Source organism: Streptomyces sp. NPDC005533, assembly GCF_042871845.1.
GTDB lineage: Bacteria > Actinomycetota > Actinomycetes > Streptomycetales > Streptomycetaceae > Streptomyces.
This window is the reverse complement of record NZ_JBIAJH010000013.1, coordinates 1-16,553: the sequence shown is the minus strand read 5'-3', so window position 1 is coordinate 16,553 and position 16,553 is coordinate 1. Positions and strand designations below refer to the sequence as shown.

Here is a 16,553-nt window from a genome sequence, read left to right as displayed (position 1 = left end):
CCGGATCTCGTGGTCGGGGCGGCCGGTCACGGCTGGCCTCCTGTGGTCGGGGCGCTCGGCAAGGGCGCGGCGGCGCTCACGGGGCCGGGTCCGGGCGGGTCGGCGCCTCGGTGGACGCCGCGGGGTGGATCGGAGCGCGGCCTGCGGTGCCGGCCGTGGCTGCGGGGTCGGAGGGGGCTGAGGTCCCGGCAGCCCTTGCCGGGTCTGCGGTGTCGCCGGTGGTGGCAGCGCCTGCGCGGCCGGCAGCTCTAGCGGAACCTGCGTTGCCTGCGGGGCCGGCAGTGGCAGCGGTGCGAGTAGGACCTCCGGTGCCTGCGGGGCCACCTGCGTCTGCGGTGCCTGCGCGGCCGGCAGCGCCTGCGGGGTCGGCGGGGGCTGCGGTGGCCGCAGTGTCTGTAGGGGTCGGGGGGTGGGTGGCTGCTGGGGCGGGGGTGTCGGTGCGGGCTGAGGCCACGACTGCCCACAGGGTCCAGACGACGGCCACCAGGGCGCGGGCCCAGGCGGGGCTGAGGGGGGTCCAGGGGATCATCAGGACGGCCTTGTCGAAGGCGTCCAGCAGGGTGAGCGCGGCCAGCAGCAGGGTCAGGCGGGCCAGCCAGGGGCGGGTGGGGCGCAGGGCCAGGCCGACGCCCGTCCACCACAGGCCCAGCAGGAGGAGGGCGAGGGCCGGGACGAAGGTGGCGGTCATCGCCGTGGTCGAGCCGGCCACGTCCAGGGCGAGGCCGGCCAGGCCCAGGAGGGTGGCCACCGTGCCCAGCCGGGAGCCCCGCAGGCGGCGCCACCACAGGACCCCGCCGACCAACAGCAGGACCGCGGCCACGGCGAGCGCGAGCTGGGTCTCCACCCGTTCCAGGCCGCGCGCGCCGTACCAGTCGCAGCCGGCAGGGAGTTTGCGCGCCTGGACGTTGTAGTCGGCGCAGACGAGGAGTTGGACCAGCTTGACCGGTTCCCCGACCAGCCGGGCCGAGGCGCCGGAGACGGCGCCCCGGCGCTCACCGCACTGGGGGACCGTGCCGGGGGTGGAGCCGTCGGGGCCGTCCTGCCAGCAGTTGCCGCGGCCCTGCCCGTCCCACCACACGTCCATGCCGTTGGGGCGGGCGGCGCCGGACTTGTCCTTGCCCATGACGTTGCCGGCGTACCGGTTGTGGTGGGAGGTGTCCGTCTGCTTCGACCACTTCTCCTCGCCCCGGATGAAGGCGGGGACGGCGCTGAGGAAGAAGCCCGCGCGCCGGTGCCCGTAGACCCAGTTGTCCTCGTAGAGGTTCCAGTTGCCGCCCGCGGTGATGATGCCGGTGCCGGGCGGCATGGAGATCTGCGGGCAGACCACACCGCGTTCGTAGCCGCGTTCGATCGGCGGTTTGGCGCAGGTGCCGTCGGCGACGTGGTGGTAGTAGTCCTGGTTGTTGTCGTGGATCAGGTTCCGTTCGAACTTGGCGTGGTTCTGGGGGAGTCCGGGGTGGCCGGGGAAGGCGCTGTCCATCGAGGCGCCGCCCATGTTCTGGTCGAACTCGTTGTCGTGCACCCAGACCGAGTCCCCCGCAGTGCCCGAGTAGCCGACCATGTTGTGGTGGCTGCGGCAGCCGGTGATCTCGATGGAGTAGCGCGGGACGTCGTAGCCGCGGCCGTCGTTGATGTCGGAGGCGCTGCCGGGGTAGATGCCGGAGTCGCCGTTGCCGTACGACTCGCAGTTCTTGTAGAGCCCGTGGTCGCTGGCGAAGGTCAGGAAGCCGTACTCGTCGTTCCAGCGGGTCAGCACGTCGTCGATGACGAAGCCGTCGCCTGCGAGCACGTACAGCGAGTTGAAGGTGGTGCGCTGGGCGGTGAAGTTGCGGAAGTAGATGCCGTTGGACTTGTCGGCCCGGATGGCGTTCAGCTTCTGGTACTTCGCGTCGACGACCACGTCGAGCCGTGACGCGCCCGTGCCCTCGATCTGCAGGTTCGTCTTGCCGAGGATCGCGACGAGGTTCTGGTTGTGCCGGCAGCGGGCCTGCTGCTCGTACGACAGGATCTGGTAGCCGAGCGAGGACTCGGGGGCCTTCAGTGCGGCGCACTCCCCCGTCGGCTTCGGGAGCGAGGGCTCCTCCTCGTACAGGCCGGGGAGGATCGCGATGTTCATCCCGGGCCGGTCGACGGCGTCGACGGCCTCCTGGAGGTGGCGGTAGCCGCTCTTCTCGCACCGCTCGTACAGGGCGAGGTTGCGCCGGCGGAGCTCGTCCGGGAAGGCGGATATCCGGCGTTCGAAGGCGGGCCGGTCGGTCTTGCAGACGACCAGGTCGGGCTCCGCGTCGCGGTACTGCGGTACGGATCCGGAGCCGTCGGGGAGGGTGATCGGGCGTTCCTCGTGCGCGCGGGCGGCGGGCGCGGCGGCGAGGAGGGTCAGGAGGGCAAGGAGGGCGGCGAGGAGCGCCGCCGGCACGGCAGGGAACCTGCGGGTCCACGACATGCGCGTGAGAGTAGAGCAATGTTCATCTTTTGGGATCCCCCTCTGCACGAATCCGTCCCGGACCTCCGGCGCCGACTCCCGGGACCCCCATCCGGAAACGCGACCCCCGGACCGCCCGGAACACCACTCCCCAGCCACCCGGAACACAACTCTCCGGGATCCCGTTGACGCACGGGCCGCGGAATCCTACTGTCAACCATAGGATTCCTTCGACGGAGCGGGAGCAGCACATGAGCGAGCAGGCCGGCAACGAGCAGGCCCGGAAGACGGCGGAGGCACTGGAGTACCTCACCGGCTTCGGCAACGAGCACAGCTCGGAGGCCGTCCCCGGCGCCCTGCCGCTCGGCCGGAACTCGCCCCAGCGCGCCCCCCTCGGCCTCTACGCCGAGCAGCTCAGCGGCAGCGCCTTCACCGAGCCCCGCACCCACAACCGCCGCTCGTGGCTCTACCGGATCCGCCCCTCGGCCGCGCACCCGCCCTTCACCCGGACCGAGAACGGGGCCCTGCGCACCGCCCCCTTCACCGAGGCCCCGGCGGACCCGAACCGGCTGCGCTGGAACCCGCTGCCCGATCCGGCCCCCGGCACCGACTTCCTGTCCGGCCTGTGGACCCTCGGCGGCAACGGCGACGCGGCCCAGCGCACCGGCATGGCCATCCACCTCTACGCCGCCAACGCGTCCATGACGGACCGGGTGTTCAGCGACTCCGACGGCGAGCTGCTGATCGTGCCCGAGCGCGGCGGCCTGCTCCTGCGCACCGAACTGGGCCTGCTCGCCGCCCGGCCGGGTGACATGGCCCTCATCCCGCGCGGGGTCCGTTTCCGCGTCGAGCTGCTGGACGCCGACGCCCGCGGCTACGTCTGCGAGAACTACGGCCAGCCCTTCGAACTGCCGAACCTCGGCCCGATCGGCGCCAACGGCCTCGCCGCCGCACGCGACTTCCAGGCCCCGGTGGCCGCGTACGAGGACGTGGAGCGCCCGACCGAGGTGATCAACAAGTTCTGCGGGAACCTCTGGTCGGCCACCTACGACCACTCCCCGCTCGACGTGGTCGCCTGGCACGGCAGCCACGTCCCGTACGTCTACGACCTGCACCGCTTCAACGTCCTGGGGTCGATCAGCTACGACCACCCCGACCCGTCGATCTTCACGGTCCTGACCTCGCCCTCCGACACCCCGGGCCTGGCGGGCGTGGACTTCGTGGTCTTCGCCCCGCGCTGGCTGGTCGGCGAGGACACCTTCCGGCCGCCCTACTTCCACCGCAACGTGATGAGCGAGTACATGGGCCTCGTCGAGGGCGCCTACGACGCCAAGGCCGAGGGCTTCGTCCCCGGCGGCGGCTCGCTCCACAACATGATGTCCGCGCACGGCCCGGACCGGGAGACCTTCGACCGGGCGAGCGCCGCCGAGCTGAAGCCGCAGAAGATCGACGACGGCCTGGCCTTCATGTTCGAGACCCGCTGGCCGATCACCGCCACCGCCCAGGCGGCCGGCGCCGATCACCTCCAGCGCGGTTACGACGACGTGTGGCAGGGTCTGCAGCGCCACTTCCGCGCCTGACCTGCACTGCATACCCTGCATGCGCTGCACGTCACCCCTGTCCAGCCCCGTTCGGAGATCCACCCGTGACCCCCGTGACCGCCTTCGCCCCCGACTCGCTGGTACTGAACCGGAAGCTGCCGCTCTGGTATCAGGTGTCGCAGTCCCTGCGCGCCTCGATACTCGGGCGCACTCCGGACGCCTCGCTGCGCCTGCCCACCGAGGAGCAGCTCGCCGAGCACTACGGGGTGAGCGTGCTGACCATGCGGCAGGCGCTCAAGGAGCTGGAGGGCGAGGGGCTGATCAGCAGGCACCGGCGGCGCGGCACCTTCATCGAACCGGGCGCGCTGCGCAGCACCCCGGTCCGGCTGCTGGGCTCGGTCGACGCGATCGTGGCCCAGCAGTCGGGTGATCGCACGACGATCCTCGGCCACGGGCGCACACCCGTGGCCGGGGAGCTGCTGGAGCACTTCCCGGCCACCCCGGAGGTGGTCACCTACCGCCGGCTGCGCCACGACCGCGAGAGCGGCGAGCCGACGAACTGGGTGGAGAACGCGGTCCTGCCGGAGTTCGCCGAGGCCGTGGACCTCGCCGACCTGGAGCGCTGGCCGATGACCAAGGTGCTGCGGGACGTCGTGGGCGTCCGCATCAGCCGCATCACGGACACGGTCGAGGCCCGGCTCGCCGACCCGGAGACGGCCGAGCTGCTCCAGGTCCCGCTGCTCAGCCCGATCCTGCACTACACGGGCGTGACGTACGACGAGGACGGCCGCGTGGTGGACGTGGCGCGGATCCGCTACCGCGGCGACCGCTTCTCCTTCACCGTGACGGTCGACGCCCACTGACGGCACTGACGGGGCCCGCCTCGTGGGCGGCCTACTTCTCGTCGGTCTCCGCGGCGCGCTCGCCCTCCGCCTGGGACGGGGTGGTCCGCATCGTCTGGGGGTGCCGCTCCTTGCGCTGCTTCTCGTCCATGTCCTCGTCGAGACGCTCGCCCTCGGCCTGCGACGGAGTCGAGTATTCGTCGTACTGGCTCATGACCGTCTCCTCGGTCGATCCCGTACGCACGCCTCACGTATGCGCACATTCCGTAGATTGCGTACATAAGGAGCGTAGCGCTTCGGCCTGGACGCAGCCCGGCCATCGGATCCCGTCGCTACCATCGGCGGCGTGAGCGAAGACGTACCGCTGCTGGACGATCTGATGCCCTGGGCCGTGGGCGCCCTGCGCCTGGGCCGGGACTGGGTGGCCGCACCCGATCCGGCGGCCCTGCGCGCCCGCTGGGCCGCCCTGACCGGCTCCGAAGGGGCCGAGCGGGAGCGGCTGTTCCGCCCGAGCCGGGTCCGTACGCCCGCCGCCGGCGCGGCCGCGCTGCCGGGCCAGCGCTCGGCGGCCACGGCCCGTTTCGCCGACGCGCCCGGCCCCTGCCCCGACCCCGTACGGGTGCTCCGCGAGGCCTTCGACGAGCAGTGGCTGCTGCCCGACCAACGGCTGATCGACACGGCCCGTCCGGAGCTCTGGCGGGTCCGGGACGAGCACCAGGTGTTCCTCGTCGAGACCCCCGAGCCGCTGGTCACCGCGCACCTCCCGGCCGGCCGGCTCGGCCGGATCCGCCCGCTGCACCGGCGCCCCGGCGGCGCCGAGCCCAACCTCGCCCCGGGCCTGCTGCCCCTGCTGGGCGAGCGTTACGGGGGCTGGGTCACCCCCGAGGACTTCCTGTGCTGGGTGCTCGCCGCGGGCAGGCCGGGACCGCGCGGCCGGGAGGTCCCGCTCGCGGCCGATCCCGCGCGCTGGCGGGCCGGACTGGAGCTGGGGCACCGGCTGCTCACCGTCCAGCTGCGCGGGGCGCGCGGAGGGGAGCCGCCGCGGCTGCCGGGCGGCCGGCGCCCGTACGTCCGCTCGGCGGTCGGGGCGTGGCCGGAGGGGCTGGCGTACGACGCCGAGAGCGAGACGCTGAGTCTCGGGAGCGGAACGGTCTCCCCCGTGTCGGCCGGGGCCTGGGAGTACGAGGCGCAGGGCGTGCGGGTGCTGGAGGCGTGGTTCGCCGCGCGCACCGCACACCGCGGCCCGGACGCCGACGGGCTGGCGGCGCTGGGGCCCGCCGAGTGGCCGCAGAGCTGGACCTCGGAGCTGCTCGCCCTGGTGACGACCCTGGCGCTGCTGGCCGATCTGGCGCCGGAACGGGCCGCGTTCGAGCCGGGGCCGGGCCTGTCGACCGAGGGGCTGCGCGCGGCCGGGGTGCTGCCGCCACCGGGCTGGGCCCGGCGGCCGGCCTCGGTGCTGGACCACCACGAGGAGGGCCCAGGCGGGCAGTTCGCACTGCTCTGAGCGCCGCGCCACCGAACCCCGCCCGGGCGAACCGGCGTGGCCCCACCCGGGCAGGGACGACCCGCGCCCTCGACGCCCGCCCGCACGAACCCCGCACGCACAGCGTCCGCGCGGACGAACCGGCGTAGCCCCACCCGCGCCGGGCCACCCCGCGCCCACGACGTCCGGACGCAGCCCCCTACGACCCCCAGGCGCCCAGCAGCCGTGACACCGAGCGGTCGAACACCGCCGCCATGTCCAGACCCGCGCCCGGGACCGGGCCGCCGCCCGTGAGGGCCGCCGCCAGCCGCGGGTACTCCCCGGTGGCCAGCCGGGAGCCGAGCCAGGCCGTCCGTACGCCCTGCTCCTCCGCCTCGCTCCACGGCAGGGTCCGGGCCCGCTCGGCCAGCGCCAGCTCGCCCGCCACGTAGGTCGCGACGGTGCCGTTGACCGCGGCGACGAGCTCCAGCTTCTCGGCGTCCGGAACGTCCAGCGGCGCCAGGCAGTCCAGGCTGTACTCCAGGTAGCGCAGGGCGTTCGGGCCGAATCCGTACACGGGGCTCAGCAGCCGCGGCAGCCAGGGGTGGCGGTGCATCAGCGCGCGCGTCTGCCGGGCCAGCGCCAGCTGGTCGGCGCGCCAGTCGCCCGTCGGCGGGGTGAACTCGTACTCCCCGCTGACCGCGTCGACCATCAGCTCGTACAGGTCCTCCTTGCGCGGCACGTAGTTGTAGAGGGACATCGTCCCCGCACCGATCCCGGCGGCCACGCGCCGCATCGAGACGGCCTCGATCCCCTCCGCGTCGGCGACGCGCACCGCCTCGGCCGCGATGGACTCGCGGCTGTGCGCGGGCCTCGGGCCGCGGCCGGCCCGCTGCGGCCGGGACCAGATCACTTCGGGTTCAGCGGGTCGCCCGCCGGCTGTCATCGCTCAGATCACCTCGTCGTCTCGCCTCCATCTTAGTTACGTACGGCGTACGTAGTGAGGTACGGTGTGGCACATGACTTCTACGTACGCTGTACTTAGTGAGGGTCTGGAGAAGAGCTACGGGGAGGTCCATGCCCTGCGCGGCCTCGACCTCGCCGTCCCCGAGGGCACGGTCTGCGGTCTCCTCGGCCCCAACGGCGCGGGCAAGACCACCGCCGTCCGGATCCTCACCACCCTCACGGCGCCCACCGCCGGCCGCGCCCTCGTCGCCGGCCACGACGTCACCCGCGAGCCCGCGGCCGTCCGCCGCGCGATCGGGGTCACCGGCCAGTACGCCTCCGTCGACGGGGACCTGACGGGCCGCGAGAACCTCCGGCTCTTCGCCCGGCTCGCCGGACTGCGCGGCTCCGCGGGCCGGGCCCGCGCCGACGAACTGCTGGAGCGGTTCGGGCTCGCCGAGGCCGCCGACCGGGTGTCCGGCACCTGGTCCGGCGGTATGAAGCGGCGCCTGGACCTGGCCGCCGGGCTGGTGACCCGCCCCCGGGTGCTGTTCCTCGACGAGCCCACCACCGGCCTCGATCCGGCGGCCCGGGAGCAGATCTGGAGCGCGGTGCGCGAACTCGCGCAGGAGGGCACCACCGTGCTGCTCACCACCCAGTACCTGGAGGAGGCCGACCGGCTCGCCCACGACATCGTGGTCGTCGACCGCGGCCGGGTGGCCGCCACCGGCACCCCGGCCGCGCTCAAGGCCCGCATCGGCGCCTACGCGGAGGTCACGGTCACCGACCGCGCGGCGCTGTCCGGCGCCGCCTGCGTCCTCGACCAGCTCACCGGGGGCCGGCCCGTGCTCGACGAGGAGCGGCTGACCGTCGGTGCGACCGTCCTCGACAGCGGGCTCACCCTGCCCCGGATCATCCGGGAGCTCGACACGGCCGGCGTTGCGGTGACCGACGCCGGCCTGCGCCCGCCCACCCTCGACGAGGTGTTCCTGCGCCTCACCCAGGCCCGACCCACCCACCAGGAGTACGCCGCATGAGCACCCTGCTGTCCGACGGCGGAGCCGTCTTCACCCGCCAGCTCCAGAAGGCCCGGCACGCCCCCGCGCTGCTGATCCTCACCCAGACCATGCCGATCACCATGCTGTTGTTCTTCGGCTACGTCTTCGGCAGCGCCCTCGCGATGCCGGGCGCCGAGTACCGGGAGTTCCTGGTGCCGGGACTGCTCGCGGCGACCGCCGCGAACGGCCTGATGACCGGCATGTTCACGGCGGCGCAGGATGCCCACCGCGGCGTGATGGACCGTTTCCGCACCCTGCCGATGAGCCGCACCGCCGTCCCGCTCGGGCAGACGGCGGCCGATCTGCTCACCACGGGCGTATCGATGGTGCCGCTGATGCTGGTGGGGCTGGCGATGGGCTGGCGGATCGAGAACGGCCTGCCCGGCGCGTTGGGCGCCCTGGGCGTGCTCCTGCTGTTCCGCTTCGCCACCGCGTGGGTGGGCACGTACCTCGGCCTGCTCAGCAGCAGCGAGGAGGCCGCGGGCCAGCTCGGCAGCGCCACCTTCGTCCTGCCGATGCTGTCGAGCGCGTACCTGCCGACCGCCGGTCTGCCCGGGTGGCTGCGCGCGGTCGCCGAGTGGAACCCGATCAGCGCCGTCGCCACCGCCGTGCGCGAACTGTGCGGGAACGCCGGGGCCGAGGCGCCGGCGGGCGCGGCCTGGCCCGCGGCGCATCCCGTGGCCGGGGCCCTGCTGTGGTCGCTGCTGCTCCTCGTGCTGTTCGTGCCGCTGGCCACGCGCAGGTTCGCCCGCGGGGAGGCAGCGCGCGGATGACGGATGTCACCACCGCGTGGGGTGACAGTTCCCGTCCGAGCCGGTAGGCAGGGCCCATGGCTACCGCAACGGCTCCTGAACCACCGGCCTCCGAACCGTCCTCCGGACCGGCTTCCGAACCGCTCCCGCTGGACGGTGTCACGGTCGTCGCCGTCGAACAGGCCGTCTCGGCCCCCTTCGCCACCCGACAGCTCGCCGACCTCGGCGCGCGGGTGATCAAGGTCGAGCGTCCCGACGGCGGCGACTTCGCGCGCGGCTACGACACCGCCGCGCACGGCCTCGCCTCGCACTTCGTCTGGGCCAACCGGGGCAAGGAGTCGATCGCGCTCGACCTGAAGGACCCGCGCGGCCGGGAGGTGCTGCACGGCCTGCTCGCCGGCGCCGACGTGTTCGTGCAGAACCTCGCGCAGGGCGCCGCCGCCCGGCTCGGCCTCGATTCGGCCGCGCTGTGCGCGCGTTACCCGCGGCTGGTCGCCGTGGACGTCTCCGGCTACGGCCCCGAGGGCCCGTACGCCCACAAGCGGGCCTACGACATGCTCGTGCAGTGCGAGGCGGGGCTGGTCTCCGTGACCGGAACCCCGGAGCAGCCCGTCAAGGCGGGGATCCCGGCGGCGGACATCGCGGCGGCCATGTACGCCTTCTCGGGTGTCCTCGCCGCGCTGCTGCGCCGGGGGGTCACCGGGCGCGGGGGCAGGGTGGAGGTGTCCATGCTGGACGCGCTGGCCGAGTGGATGGGGCATCCGCTGCACCACACGATGCACGGCGGGGAGCAGCCCGTGCGCACCGGACTCGCGCACGCGGTGATCGCGCCGTACGACGCCTACCCGACGGCCGACGGGGACCGGGTGCTGCTGTCGGTGCAGAACGACCGGGAGTGGGTGCGGCTGGCCCGACAGGTGCTGGAGCGGCCGGAGTTGGCGGACGATCCGGCGTACGCGACGAACACGGCACGCACGTCGAACCGGGAGAAGACCGACGCGGTCGTGGCGGAGGCCCTGGGACGGCTGGGCGCGGACGAGGCGATCGGTCGGCTGGAGGCGGCGGGCATCGCCTGCGCACGACTGAACTCGGTGGCCCAGCTGGCCGGGCATCCGCAGCTGGCGGCCCGGGACCGCTGGCGGGAGGTGGGGTCACCGGCCGGTCCGCTGCGGGCCCTGCTGCCGCCGATCGGGCTGCCGGGCGGCGCGGCACCGCACATGGGTGCGGTGCCCGCGCTGGGCGAACACACCGAAGCCCTGCTGCGCGCCCTGGGGATGGCGGACGCGCAGATCTCGGAACTGCGCCGGGACGGTGTGATCGGGTAGGGCCGGGAGGCCGCAGGCCCGAGGGCGAGCGGCCGCGGTGCGGGGACGGTTACGAACGGCGGCTGCCGAAGAGCGTGCGACGCAGACGGCGCAGCGGCGCGAAGAGCGAGACGCGCGCGCTCCGGCTCCGCAGACGGTGCGTGTGGTCGCGGGAGGTGAGCTCGCGCATCAGCAGCGTCGCCTCCGCTGTCTCCCGGTGCGGGACGGCGGGTCCGCCCAGCACGGCGAGATGGCGGTCGAGGCGCGAACTGGTCGCACCGCCGCCGCAGGTGATGGCAGGCACGCGGGGCGGCCTGCTGCGCATAGCTATCTGTTCCATGTTCTCTCCCCACCCGTACGAGGGCACCCGGCCCGGGCAGGTTAACCCTATCGCCCCCGCGTCGCCCCCGGGTATCCCGGTGGTGTGAATTACCCCTATGGGGACGGGGAGTTGACGGTTACTCAGCGGAGTCGACCGTCACTCTCCGCACAGAGGTGACGCTGCGGAAGGTCGCGCCGCGAGTCCCGTCACGACCGGGGTCACTTGGCGCACGCTGCGCTAACTTGGAGTGATCGCCCGATGACACGCGGGCGCAGGTGACGCACTCGGGGGGCCCGTGTGAGTGAGGAAACGAACTCCGATCGCGTCGTGTCGGGGCGCTACCGGCTGCTCGAACCGATCGGCCGCGGCGGGATGGGCGTCGTGTGGCGGGCCCGCGACGAGGTGCTGGCCCGCGACGTGGCGGTCAAGGAGGTACGGGCGCCCGCCGGACTGGACCCCGCCGAACTGCAGCGCATGTACCGGCGGCTGGAGCGGGAGGCATGGGCCGCGGCCCGCGTCTCGCACCGCGGGGTCGTCACCGTCTACGACGTGGCGTCCGAGGACGGGCGGCCCTGGATCGTCATGGAGCTGGTGCGCGGGCTCTCGCTGGCCGACGTACTGGAGGCCGAGGGGCCGATGGCTCCGCAGCGCGCCGCGCACATCGGGGAACAGGTGCTGGCCGCGCTGCGCTCCGCGCACGACGCGGGGGTGCTGCACCGGGACGTGAAGCCGGGCAACGTACTGATCGCCAATGACGGCCGGGTGGTGCTCAGCGACTTCGGGATCGCCAGCCTGGAGGGCTCCTCCGCGATCACCATGACCGGCGAGGTGGTCGGGTCCCCCGAATTCCTGGCGCCCGAGCGGGCGTTGGGACGCGATCCGGGACCCGCGTCGGACCTGTGGTCGCTCGGGGTCATGCTCTACGCGGCCGTCGAGGGGGTCACGCCGTTCCGCCGGGCCACCCCGCTGGACACGCTGCGGGCCGTGGTGGACGCGCAGGTGCCGCCGCCGCGCCGGGCGGGGCCGCTGGAGGCCGTACTGGAGGGACTGCTGCGCAAGGACCCGGCCGAGCGGCTGCCCGCGGCGGAGGCGGCCCGGACGCTGCGGGTGGTGGGCGCGGGCGGGACCGTACGGGCCTCCGGCGGCCCGGTGTCGGGCCCGGACTCGCCGACGGCCGTCGCACACCACGGGCACGAGCCGCGGGATGGTGGGGTACGGGCGGGCCGGGGGGCGGTCGGCGCGCCCGGCGCGCCGGCGGGACCGTACGGGCAGCCCACGCCGCCGGTGTCCGGAGCGGGACGGGGGCCCGGACCGGCGGAACGCGAGGGCCGGGCCGGGCTGGTGCTGGCCGCCGGGATCGCGGTGCTGGCCCTCGCCCTGGTCGCGCTGGGGTGGGTGCTGCTGAAGGACCGCGGGGACACGGACGGCCGCGGCGGCGGCTCGGGCGCTCCGACGGGCGCGGCGACCACGGCCCGGACCGCCTCCACGAGCAGCCCTTCGGCTCCTCCCTCCGCCTCGCCGTCGGCTGCGGTCTCGGCTTCCGCCTCGGCCACCGCGGGTCAGCACGTCTCGGTGTACGTCGTCGCCGTGCGCTCCACCTACACGGGCAGCTGTCCGCCGCCCGAGGACCACGCGCCCGCCTTCACCGCCACCGTCGAGGTGGAGCGGGTCCCGGTGGTGCTGGAGTACCGCTGGGCCACGCGGAGCGGGCGGACCTCCGGCCGCGGCTGGCAGTCCGTCACGTACGAGGCGGGCGGCACGCGGAGCCGGCAGCTGGAGCACGTCGAGCTCGCGCACGTCCCGGACGCGACCTTCGAGGACGCGGTCCGGCTGGAGGTGCGGGGGCCGGCGGAGGTGGCCACCCCGTGGGTGGCCACGTCCGTGACGTGCCGGAAGGAGACCCCGACGGCCGGGGCCTCCTCCCCCGCGGCGAGTGCGTCACCGCCCTCGCCGACGGCGAGCGCGGCGGCGAGCCCCGCGGCCGGCGGAGCGGATCAGGCCGCGTTGGTGAAGACGGGCAGGTAGCCGCCGGACTGCCCGGCGGCGGTCGGGTGGTACGACTCGCCGATGTTCAGCCAGTTGACGCTGTGCAGCCAGGCGTTGCCGGAGCAGATCTCGTGACCGGTGAAGGCTCCGGCGACCGAGGCGAAGGTGAAGCCGTGGTCGGCGGCGCGTTTGGCGATGGCGGCGTTGAGGTAGTCGGCGGCGCCGTTGATGGCGGCGCGTTCGCCCTCGGTCAGGCCGGTGGTGCAGGTGCCGTTCAGCTTGTAGAAGCGGGGATAGCCGAGGACGACGACGTGGGCGGCGGGCGAGCGGCTGTCGATGGCGTCGTAGACCTGGTCGAGCCGGCCGGGAAGGGTGGAGTCCACGTAGGCCTTGGCCTGGTTCACGCGGCTCACGCAGGTGGCTTCGGACTGGAGCACACAAGTCGTCATGACGTCGGAGAATCCCGCGTCGTTGCCGCCGATGGTGATGCTGACCAGGTCGGTGCCGGAGTTGAGCGGGGCGAGCTGGTTGGCGAGGACGTCACCCGTACGAGCGCCCGAGCAGGCGGTGAAGGAGAAGGTCTGGGGGGAATGGGCGGCGGCCCACAGGGCCGGGTAGGCGCGGGGGGTGCGCTTGCAGTCGCCGCTCGCGCCGTCGTAGCCGCCGGCGCCGACGCCGGAGGAGTACGAGTCGCCCAGGGCGACGTAGCCGAAGTCGGCGGCGGCGGTGGCTTGGGGGGCGCCGAACAGGGCGGCGCCCGCGGCGAGTAAGACGGAGGAGGTGAGGGCGGCGAAGCGCGACAGTCTCATGCTCATGTGTGCGGCTCCTTGTGGGGGTTACTCCTGAGTCCGTGGTACAAGCAGCCGCGCCTGTCTGGAAGTGTTCATGCCAAGAATGTTCGGGGCAGAGTTGCGGCCCGAATCTTCACTCCGAACGCGTTTGAAGAGGGAACTCGAGCACCCGATCCGGCGAAACACGGGTGCACGGGGGCACGGTGTGCCGGATCATGGGCGCCATGCCAGCCAACCCGCATGACGCGCTGCCGATCCGGCTCAACGTCGACGACAGCGATTCGCCGTCGGACGTCGTCGATGCGCTGTTCCTCGGCCGGTTCGCCTCCGGTGAGCAGCCGTACTCGCACAGCGTGTCGATCGAGCGGGTCAAGGTGGACGCGACCCTCCTGCCGCCGGAGGCCACGGTGTTGCGCTCGGCGCGCGACAGCGACCGCAGCGCCGTCCTCGCCGAGGGCGAGGGCTGGACCGTGCTCGTCTCCCGCTGGAGCCGCGGCGCGGACGTGACCGTCACGGCGGTCAGCGACGCACTCGCGGAAAAGGTCCTCGGCGAGGCCACGGAAGGGGTGCAGGACGAACCCGAACCGCAGCCGGAGAACGTCACCATGGGCTTCTGGTACGTCTCCCCGCGCCGCGGACCGTACCGGACGACCCGCCAGATCGCGGCCGGGACCTGGGCGGAGGTGCGGCCGAACTACACCGCGCCGGTGGCCGGGGCGATGGACCGGCTGATGAAGGTGACCCCGGACGACATCGCGGGCCGGCTCCTCCTGCTGCACGGCCCGCCCGGCACGGGCAAGACCTCCGCCCTGCGCACGCTGGCCCGGTCCTGGCGGGACTGGTGCCAGGTGGACTGCGTACTGGACCCGGAGCGGCTGTTCAACGACGTGGGCTACCTGATGGACATCGCGATCGGCGAGGACGAGGGCACGTCGAAGGGCCGCTGGCGGCTGCTGCTGCTGGAGGACTGCGACGAGCTGATCCGCGGCGAGGCGCGGCACACCGCGGGGCAGGCGCTGTCACGCCTGCTGAACCTGACCGACGGGCTGCTGGGGCAGGGCCGCAACGTACTGGTCGGCGTGACGACCAACGAGGACCTGGAACGGCTCCACCCCGCGGTGGTCCGGCCGGGGCGCTGCCTGGCCCGCATCGAGGTCGGCCGGCTGACCCACCGGGAGGCGGTGGACTGGCTGGGCACGGACGAGGGCGTCTCCCGCGAGGGCGCCAGCCTGGCCGAACTCTTCGCCCTGCGGCGCGGCTCGGGCCCGGCGGCGATCCTGCCGCCGCAGCCGCACACGTCGGAGGCGGGGCTGTACCTGTAGCCGGCGCGCCGGAGGGGGCCAGGGGCCGGAGCCCCGGCGGTCAGCGGGCGGCGTACCGGGCGCGGAGGGCCTCGGTGGCGGCCGCGACCGCCTCGGCCTGCGTCAGGCCGAGGCGATGGGCCCGTTCCGCATAGGCCTGCGCAGCGGACGCGGCCTCGCGGGACGCGCCCTCCGCCGCCGCGACGAAGGTCCCGTTGCGGCCCCGCGTCTCGATCACCCCGTCCGCCTCCAGCGCCCGGTACGCCTTCGCCACGGTGTTCGCGGCCAGCCCGAGGTCCTCCGCGAGCCCCCGTACCGTCGGCAGCTTGAAGCCCGCCGGGAGCTTTCCCGACCGGGCCCGGTCCGCGATCTGCGCGCGCAACTGTTCGTACGGGGCGGCCGCCCCGGCCGAGCCGTCAAGGGTGATCTTCAGGTTCGTCGAGGTCACGCGGGTGATTGTCCCCCATCGCCGGTTAATTGGGAGGCGCCCGGCGCGAAAGCGCCCGTAGCGTCTGCCGCACGACCGCCGCGTCGATCCGAGACGAAGGAACTGGAGACAGCGTGACCCAGCAGCTGACCGTCGTCCTGACCAAGGCCGGACGGACCAAGATCCGCTATCCGGCGACGCAGGTCGCCGACGACGGCGACCGGATCTCCGTACGCGCCCCCTGGGCGGCCGAGGGCGTGCGGGACTTCGGCTTCGTCCGCTTCGAGCCGGGCGACGTGTTCGTCGAGCACTTCTGGCGCACGCGGTGGTACGCGATCAAGGAGGTGTGGACCGGCGACGGGGTCCTGAAGGGCTGGTACTGCGACGTGACCCGCCCGGCCCTGGTGCGGGCCGGTGAGATCCTCGTGGAGGACCTGGACCTGGACCTGTGGGTCTCGGCGGACCTCACCTCCGTCCTGCGGCTGGACGAGGACGAGTTCGCCGAGAGCGGGCTCGCCACGAGCGATCCGGAGGCGGCCGCCCAGGCCGTCCGTGCCCTCGACGCCCTGGACGACCAGGCCCGCTCCGCGGCCGGCCTGCGCGCCCTGACCACGTAGGGGCGCGGCCGGGCACGGCCGGTCCCCGCACCGCCCGGCCGGCCCGGCCGGCCTGTCGGCGTGTCGGCTACGCGTCCTCGTCGAAGAACCCGGCCTCCACCTCAAGGGCGAGCCGCTGCAGGACCTCGATCGCGGAGACGTCCGTCCGGCCGCTGTCGTGCTCGATGGCGAGGCTCGTGAAGGCCAGGCTGAACCCGGCGACCATGGTCTGCAGGGCGGGTCCGAGCGCCTGCGCGACCAGCCGGGCCACCTGCTCGGGCGACGAGTCGGCCGGCACGCTGATCGAGGGCAGCATCTCGTTCAGCAGGTTGGTGACCACGCGGCTGTCCGTTTCCGGGCCGTCGTCGTCCTCGCCTGCCTCCGCCGCCCGGCGGATCTCCTGGGCCTCCGTGAGGATGCCGATGACTCGTTTGAGAACCTCTGCTCGCCTCATCCCCGGAGCGTAGCCCCCACACCCGGACGGCAACCCACCCGAAGCCCGCTTCCTGAGCCCGTCCTTACTCCTTCCTTAAGAGGACCCTAAGGATCCGCTCCAGGGGGTCGGAGCAGGCGAAAGGCGTGGTGCGGGGGGCTAGCTTGGCCGGGCCAGGACAGGAAGGGCCGCACGTGGCGCCGCCGGGGGGCGGCGCCGCTGGGCCCGATTCCGCTTCCGATTCCGCTGGCGCGCCCCCGCCGTGTGCCCGAAGGAGATTCCCAATGATGCTGTCAAGCCGCAGTGACGGGCTCTTGAGAGCCGTCTCATGCCGCTGTGGCGGCGGGGATCGGAGCGGTCGCTTCGAAGGT

The 16,553-nt window shown here is 73.6% G+C and carries 16 protein-coding genes; 9 read left to right on the top strand and 7 right to left on the bottom strand.

The window, feature by feature from the left end:
- Nucleotides 1-76 precede the first annotated feature (76 nt).
- Nucleotides 77-2,443, bottom strand: coding sequence for a right-handed parallel beta-helix repeat-containing protein (locus ACFYP3_RS15415; RefSeq protein ID WP_388831823.1), 2,367 nt, complete (start codon nucleotides 2,441-2,443; stop codon nucleotides 77-79).
- Nucleotides 2,444-2,673: 230 nt separating this feature from the next.
- On the opposite strand from ACFYP3_RS15415, the gene hmgA reads away from it, so the two are divergent.
- Together hmgA and ACFYP3_RS15405 are read left to right on the top strand one after the other, a co-directional pair.
- On the top strand, nucleotides 2,674-4,002 hold the full coding sequence (gene hmgA / locus ACFYP3_RS15410) for a homogentisate 1,2-dioxygenase (RefSeq protein ID WP_388831821.1): 1,329 nt from the start codon (nucleotides 2,674-2,676) through the stop codon (nucleotides 4,000-4,002).
- 74 nt (nucleotides 4,003-4,076) lie between these two features.
- Nucleotides 4,077-4,826, top strand: a complete 750-nt coding sequence (locus ACFYP3_RS15405) for a GntR family transcriptional regulator (protein WP_388832180.1) — start codon at nucleotides 4,077-4,079, stop codon at nucleotides 4,824-4,826.
- 31 nt (nucleotides 4,827-4,857) lie between these two features.
- Here ACFYP3_RS15405 and ACFYP3_RS15400 read toward each other — a convergent pair whose 3' ends face one another.
- Nucleotides 4,858-5,019, bottom strand: a complete 162-nt coding sequence (locus ACFYP3_RS15400) for a hypothetical protein (protein ID WP_388831819.1) — start codon at nucleotides 5,017-5,019, stop codon at nucleotides 4,858-4,860.
- A gap of 165 nt (nucleotides 5,020-5,184) precedes the next feature.
- Here ACFYP3_RS15400 and ACFYP3_RS15395 point away from each other — a divergent pair, with 165 nt between their 5' ends.
- Entirely contained in the window at nucleotides 5,185-6,309 is a 1,125-nt protein-coding gene (locus ACFYP3_RS15395; RefSeq protein WP_388832177.1) for a type ISP restriction/modification enzyme, read from the top strand.
- Nucleotides 6,310-6,487: 178 nt separating this feature from the next.
- Here ACFYP3_RS15395 and ACFYP3_RS15390 read toward each other — a convergent pair whose 3' ends face one another.
- On the bottom strand, nucleotides 6,488-7,213 hold the full coding sequence (locus tag ACFYP3_RS15390) for a TetR/AcrR family transcriptional regulator (RefSeq protein WP_388831817.1): 726 nt from the start codon (nucleotides 7,211-7,213) through the stop codon (nucleotides 6,488-6,490).
- A gap of 73 nt (nucleotides 7,214-7,286) precedes the next feature.
- Here ACFYP3_RS15390 and ACFYP3_RS15385 point away from each other — a divergent pair, with 73 nt between their 5' ends.
- From ACFYP3_RS15385 to ACFYP3_RS15375, 3 genes are read left to right on the top strand one after another with little or no spacing between them, the layout of a single operon-like run.
- Nucleotides 7,287-8,249 carry an ATP-binding cassette domain-containing protein gene (locus tag ACFYP3_RS15385; RefSeq protein ID WP_388831815.1) on the top strand — a complete coding sequence of 321 codons (963 nt, stop codon included), beginning with the start codon at nucleotides 7,287-7,289 and terminating at the stop codon, nucleotides 8,247-8,249.
- On the top strand, nucleotides 8,246-9,043 hold the full coding sequence (locus ACFYP3_RS15380; RefSeq protein ID WP_388831813.1) for an ABC transporter permease: 798 nt from the start codon (nucleotides 8,246-8,248) through the stop codon (nucleotides 9,041-9,043). Before ACFYP3_RS15385 ends, ACFYP3_RS15380 begins: the two co-directional genes overlap by 4 nt.
- Before the next feature lie 56 nt (nucleotides 9,044-9,099).
- The gene (locus ACFYP3_RS15375) at nucleotides 9,100-10,347 is read left to right on the top strand and encodes a CaiB/BaiF CoA transferase family protein (RefSeq protein WP_388831811.1); all 1,248 of its coding nucleotides are present in this window, start codon (nucleotides 9,100-9,102) and stop codon (nucleotides 10,345-10,347) included.
- Nucleotides 10,348-10,396: 49 nt separating this feature from the next.
- On the opposite strand, the gene ACFYP3_RS15370 is transcribed toward ACFYP3_RS15375, so the two are convergent.
- Nucleotides 10,397-10,666: a hypothetical protein gene (locus ACFYP3_RS15370; RefSeq protein WP_388831809.1), complete on the bottom strand. Its 270-nt coding sequence runs from the start codon at nucleotides 10,664-10,666 to the stop codon at nucleotides 10,397-10,399.
- A 279-nt stretch (nucleotides 10,667-10,945) separates the two neighbouring features.
- On the opposite strand from ACFYP3_RS15370, the gene ACFYP3_RS15365 reads away from it, so the two are divergent.
- Entirely contained in the window at nucleotides 10,946-12,673 is a 1,728-nt protein-coding gene (locus tag ACFYP3_RS15365) for a serine/threonine-protein kinase (RefSeq protein ID WP_388831807.1), read from the top strand.
- On the opposite strand, the gene ACFYP3_RS15360 is transcribed toward ACFYP3_RS15365, so the two are convergent.
- Nucleotides 12,643-13,443 (bottom strand): SGNH/GDSL hydrolase family protein, encoded by an 801-nt coding sequence (locus tag ACFYP3_RS15360; RefSeq protein ID WP_388832174.1) that lies wholly within the window; start codon nucleotides 13,441-13,443, stop codon nucleotides 12,643-12,645. The genes ACFYP3_RS15365 and ACFYP3_RS15360 overlap by 31 nt on opposite strands.
- 206 nt (nucleotides 13,444-13,649) lie before the next feature.
- On the opposite strand from ACFYP3_RS15360, the gene ACFYP3_RS15355 reads away from it, so the two are divergent.
- Nucleotides 13,650-14,747 (top strand): DUF5925 domain-containing protein, encoded by a 1,098-nt coding sequence (locus ACFYP3_RS15355; protein ID WP_388831805.1) that lies wholly within the window; start codon nucleotides 13,650-13,652, stop codon nucleotides 14,745-14,747.
- A 40-nt stretch (nucleotides 14,748-14,787) separates the two neighbouring features.
- On the opposite strand, the gene ACFYP3_RS15350 is transcribed toward ACFYP3_RS15355, so the two are convergent.
- Nucleotides 14,788-15,174: a GntR family transcriptional regulator gene (locus tag ACFYP3_RS15350; RefSeq protein ID WP_388831803.1), complete on the bottom strand. Its 387-nt coding sequence runs from the start codon at nucleotides 15,172-15,174 to the stop codon at nucleotides 14,788-14,790.
- Nucleotides 15,175-15,287: 113 nt separating this feature from the next.
- On the opposite strand from ACFYP3_RS15350, the gene ACFYP3_RS15345 reads away from it, so the two are divergent.
- The gene (locus ACFYP3_RS15345; RefSeq protein WP_388831801.1) at nucleotides 15,288-15,770 is read left to right on the top strand and encodes a DUF402 domain-containing protein; all 483 of its coding nucleotides are present in this window, start codon (nucleotides 15,288-15,290) and stop codon (nucleotides 15,768-15,770) included.
- 67 nt (nucleotides 15,771-15,837) lie between these two features.
- Here the strand turns inward: ACFYP3_RS15345 and ACFYP3_RS15340 are convergent, their stop codons facing one another.
- Nucleotides 15,838-16,203, bottom strand: coding sequence for a hypothetical protein (locus ACFYP3_RS15340; protein WP_388831799.1), 366 nt, complete (start codon nucleotides 16,201-16,203; stop codon nucleotides 15,838-15,840).
- Between the last annotated feature and the right edge of the window lie 350 nt (nucleotides 16,204-16,553).

What these genes read in the sequence shown, in the direction of transcription:
- ACFYP3_RS15380 (WP_388831813.1), top strand. Translation starts at nt 8,246, where the DNA reads ATGAGCACCCTGCTGTCCGACGGCGGAGCCGTCTTCACCCGCCAGCTC.
- ACFYP3_RS15375 (WP_388831811.1), top strand. Translation starts at nt 9,100, where the DNA reads ATGGCTACCGCAACGGCTCCTGAACCACCGGCCTCCGAACCGTCCTCC.
- ACFYP3_RS15395 (WP_388832177.1), top strand. Translation starts at nt 5,185, where the DNA reads ATGCCCTGGGCCGTGGGCGCCCTGCGCCTGGGCCGGGACTGGGTGGCC.
- ACFYP3_RS15400 (WP_388831819.1), bottom strand. Translation starts at nt 5,019, where the DNA reads ATGAGCCAGTACGACGAATACTCGACTCCGTCGCAGGCCGAGGGCGAG.
- ACFYP3_RS15360 (WP_388832174.1), bottom strand. Translation starts at nt 13,443, where the DNA reads ATGAGACTGTCGCGCTTCGCCGCCCTCACCTCCTCCGTCTTACTCGCC.
- ACFYP3_RS15385 (WP_388831815.1), top strand. Translation starts at nt 7,287, where the DNA reads ATGACTTCTACGTACGCTGTACTTAGTGAGGGTCTGGAGAAGAGCTAC.
- ACFYP3_RS15390 (WP_388831817.1), bottom strand. Translation starts at nt 7,213, where the DNA reads ATGACAGCCGGCGGGCGACCCGCTGAACCCGAAGTGATCTGGTCCCGG.
- ACFYP3_RS15370 (WP_388831809.1), bottom strand. Translation starts at nt 10,666, where the DNA reads ATGGAACAGATAGCTATGCGCAGCAGGCCGCCCCGCGTGCCTGCCATC.
- ACFYP3_RS15340 (WP_388831799.1), bottom strand. Translation starts at nt 16,203, where the DNA reads ATGAGGCGAGCAGAGGTTCTCAAACGAGTCATCGGCATCCTCACGGAG.
- ACFYP3_RS15415 (WP_388831823.1), bottom strand. Translation starts at nt 2,443, where the DNA reads ATGTCGTGGACCCGCAGGTTCCCTGCCGTGCCGGCGGCGCTCCTCGCC.
- hmgA (WP_388831821.1), top strand. Translation starts at nt 2,674, where the DNA reads ATGAGCGAGCAGGCCGGCAACGAGCAGGCCCGGAAGACGGCGGAGGCA.
- ACFYP3_RS15355 (WP_388831805.1), top strand. Translation starts at nt 13,650, where the DNA reads ATGCCAGCCAACCCGCATGACGCGCTGCCGATCCGGCTCAACGTCGAC.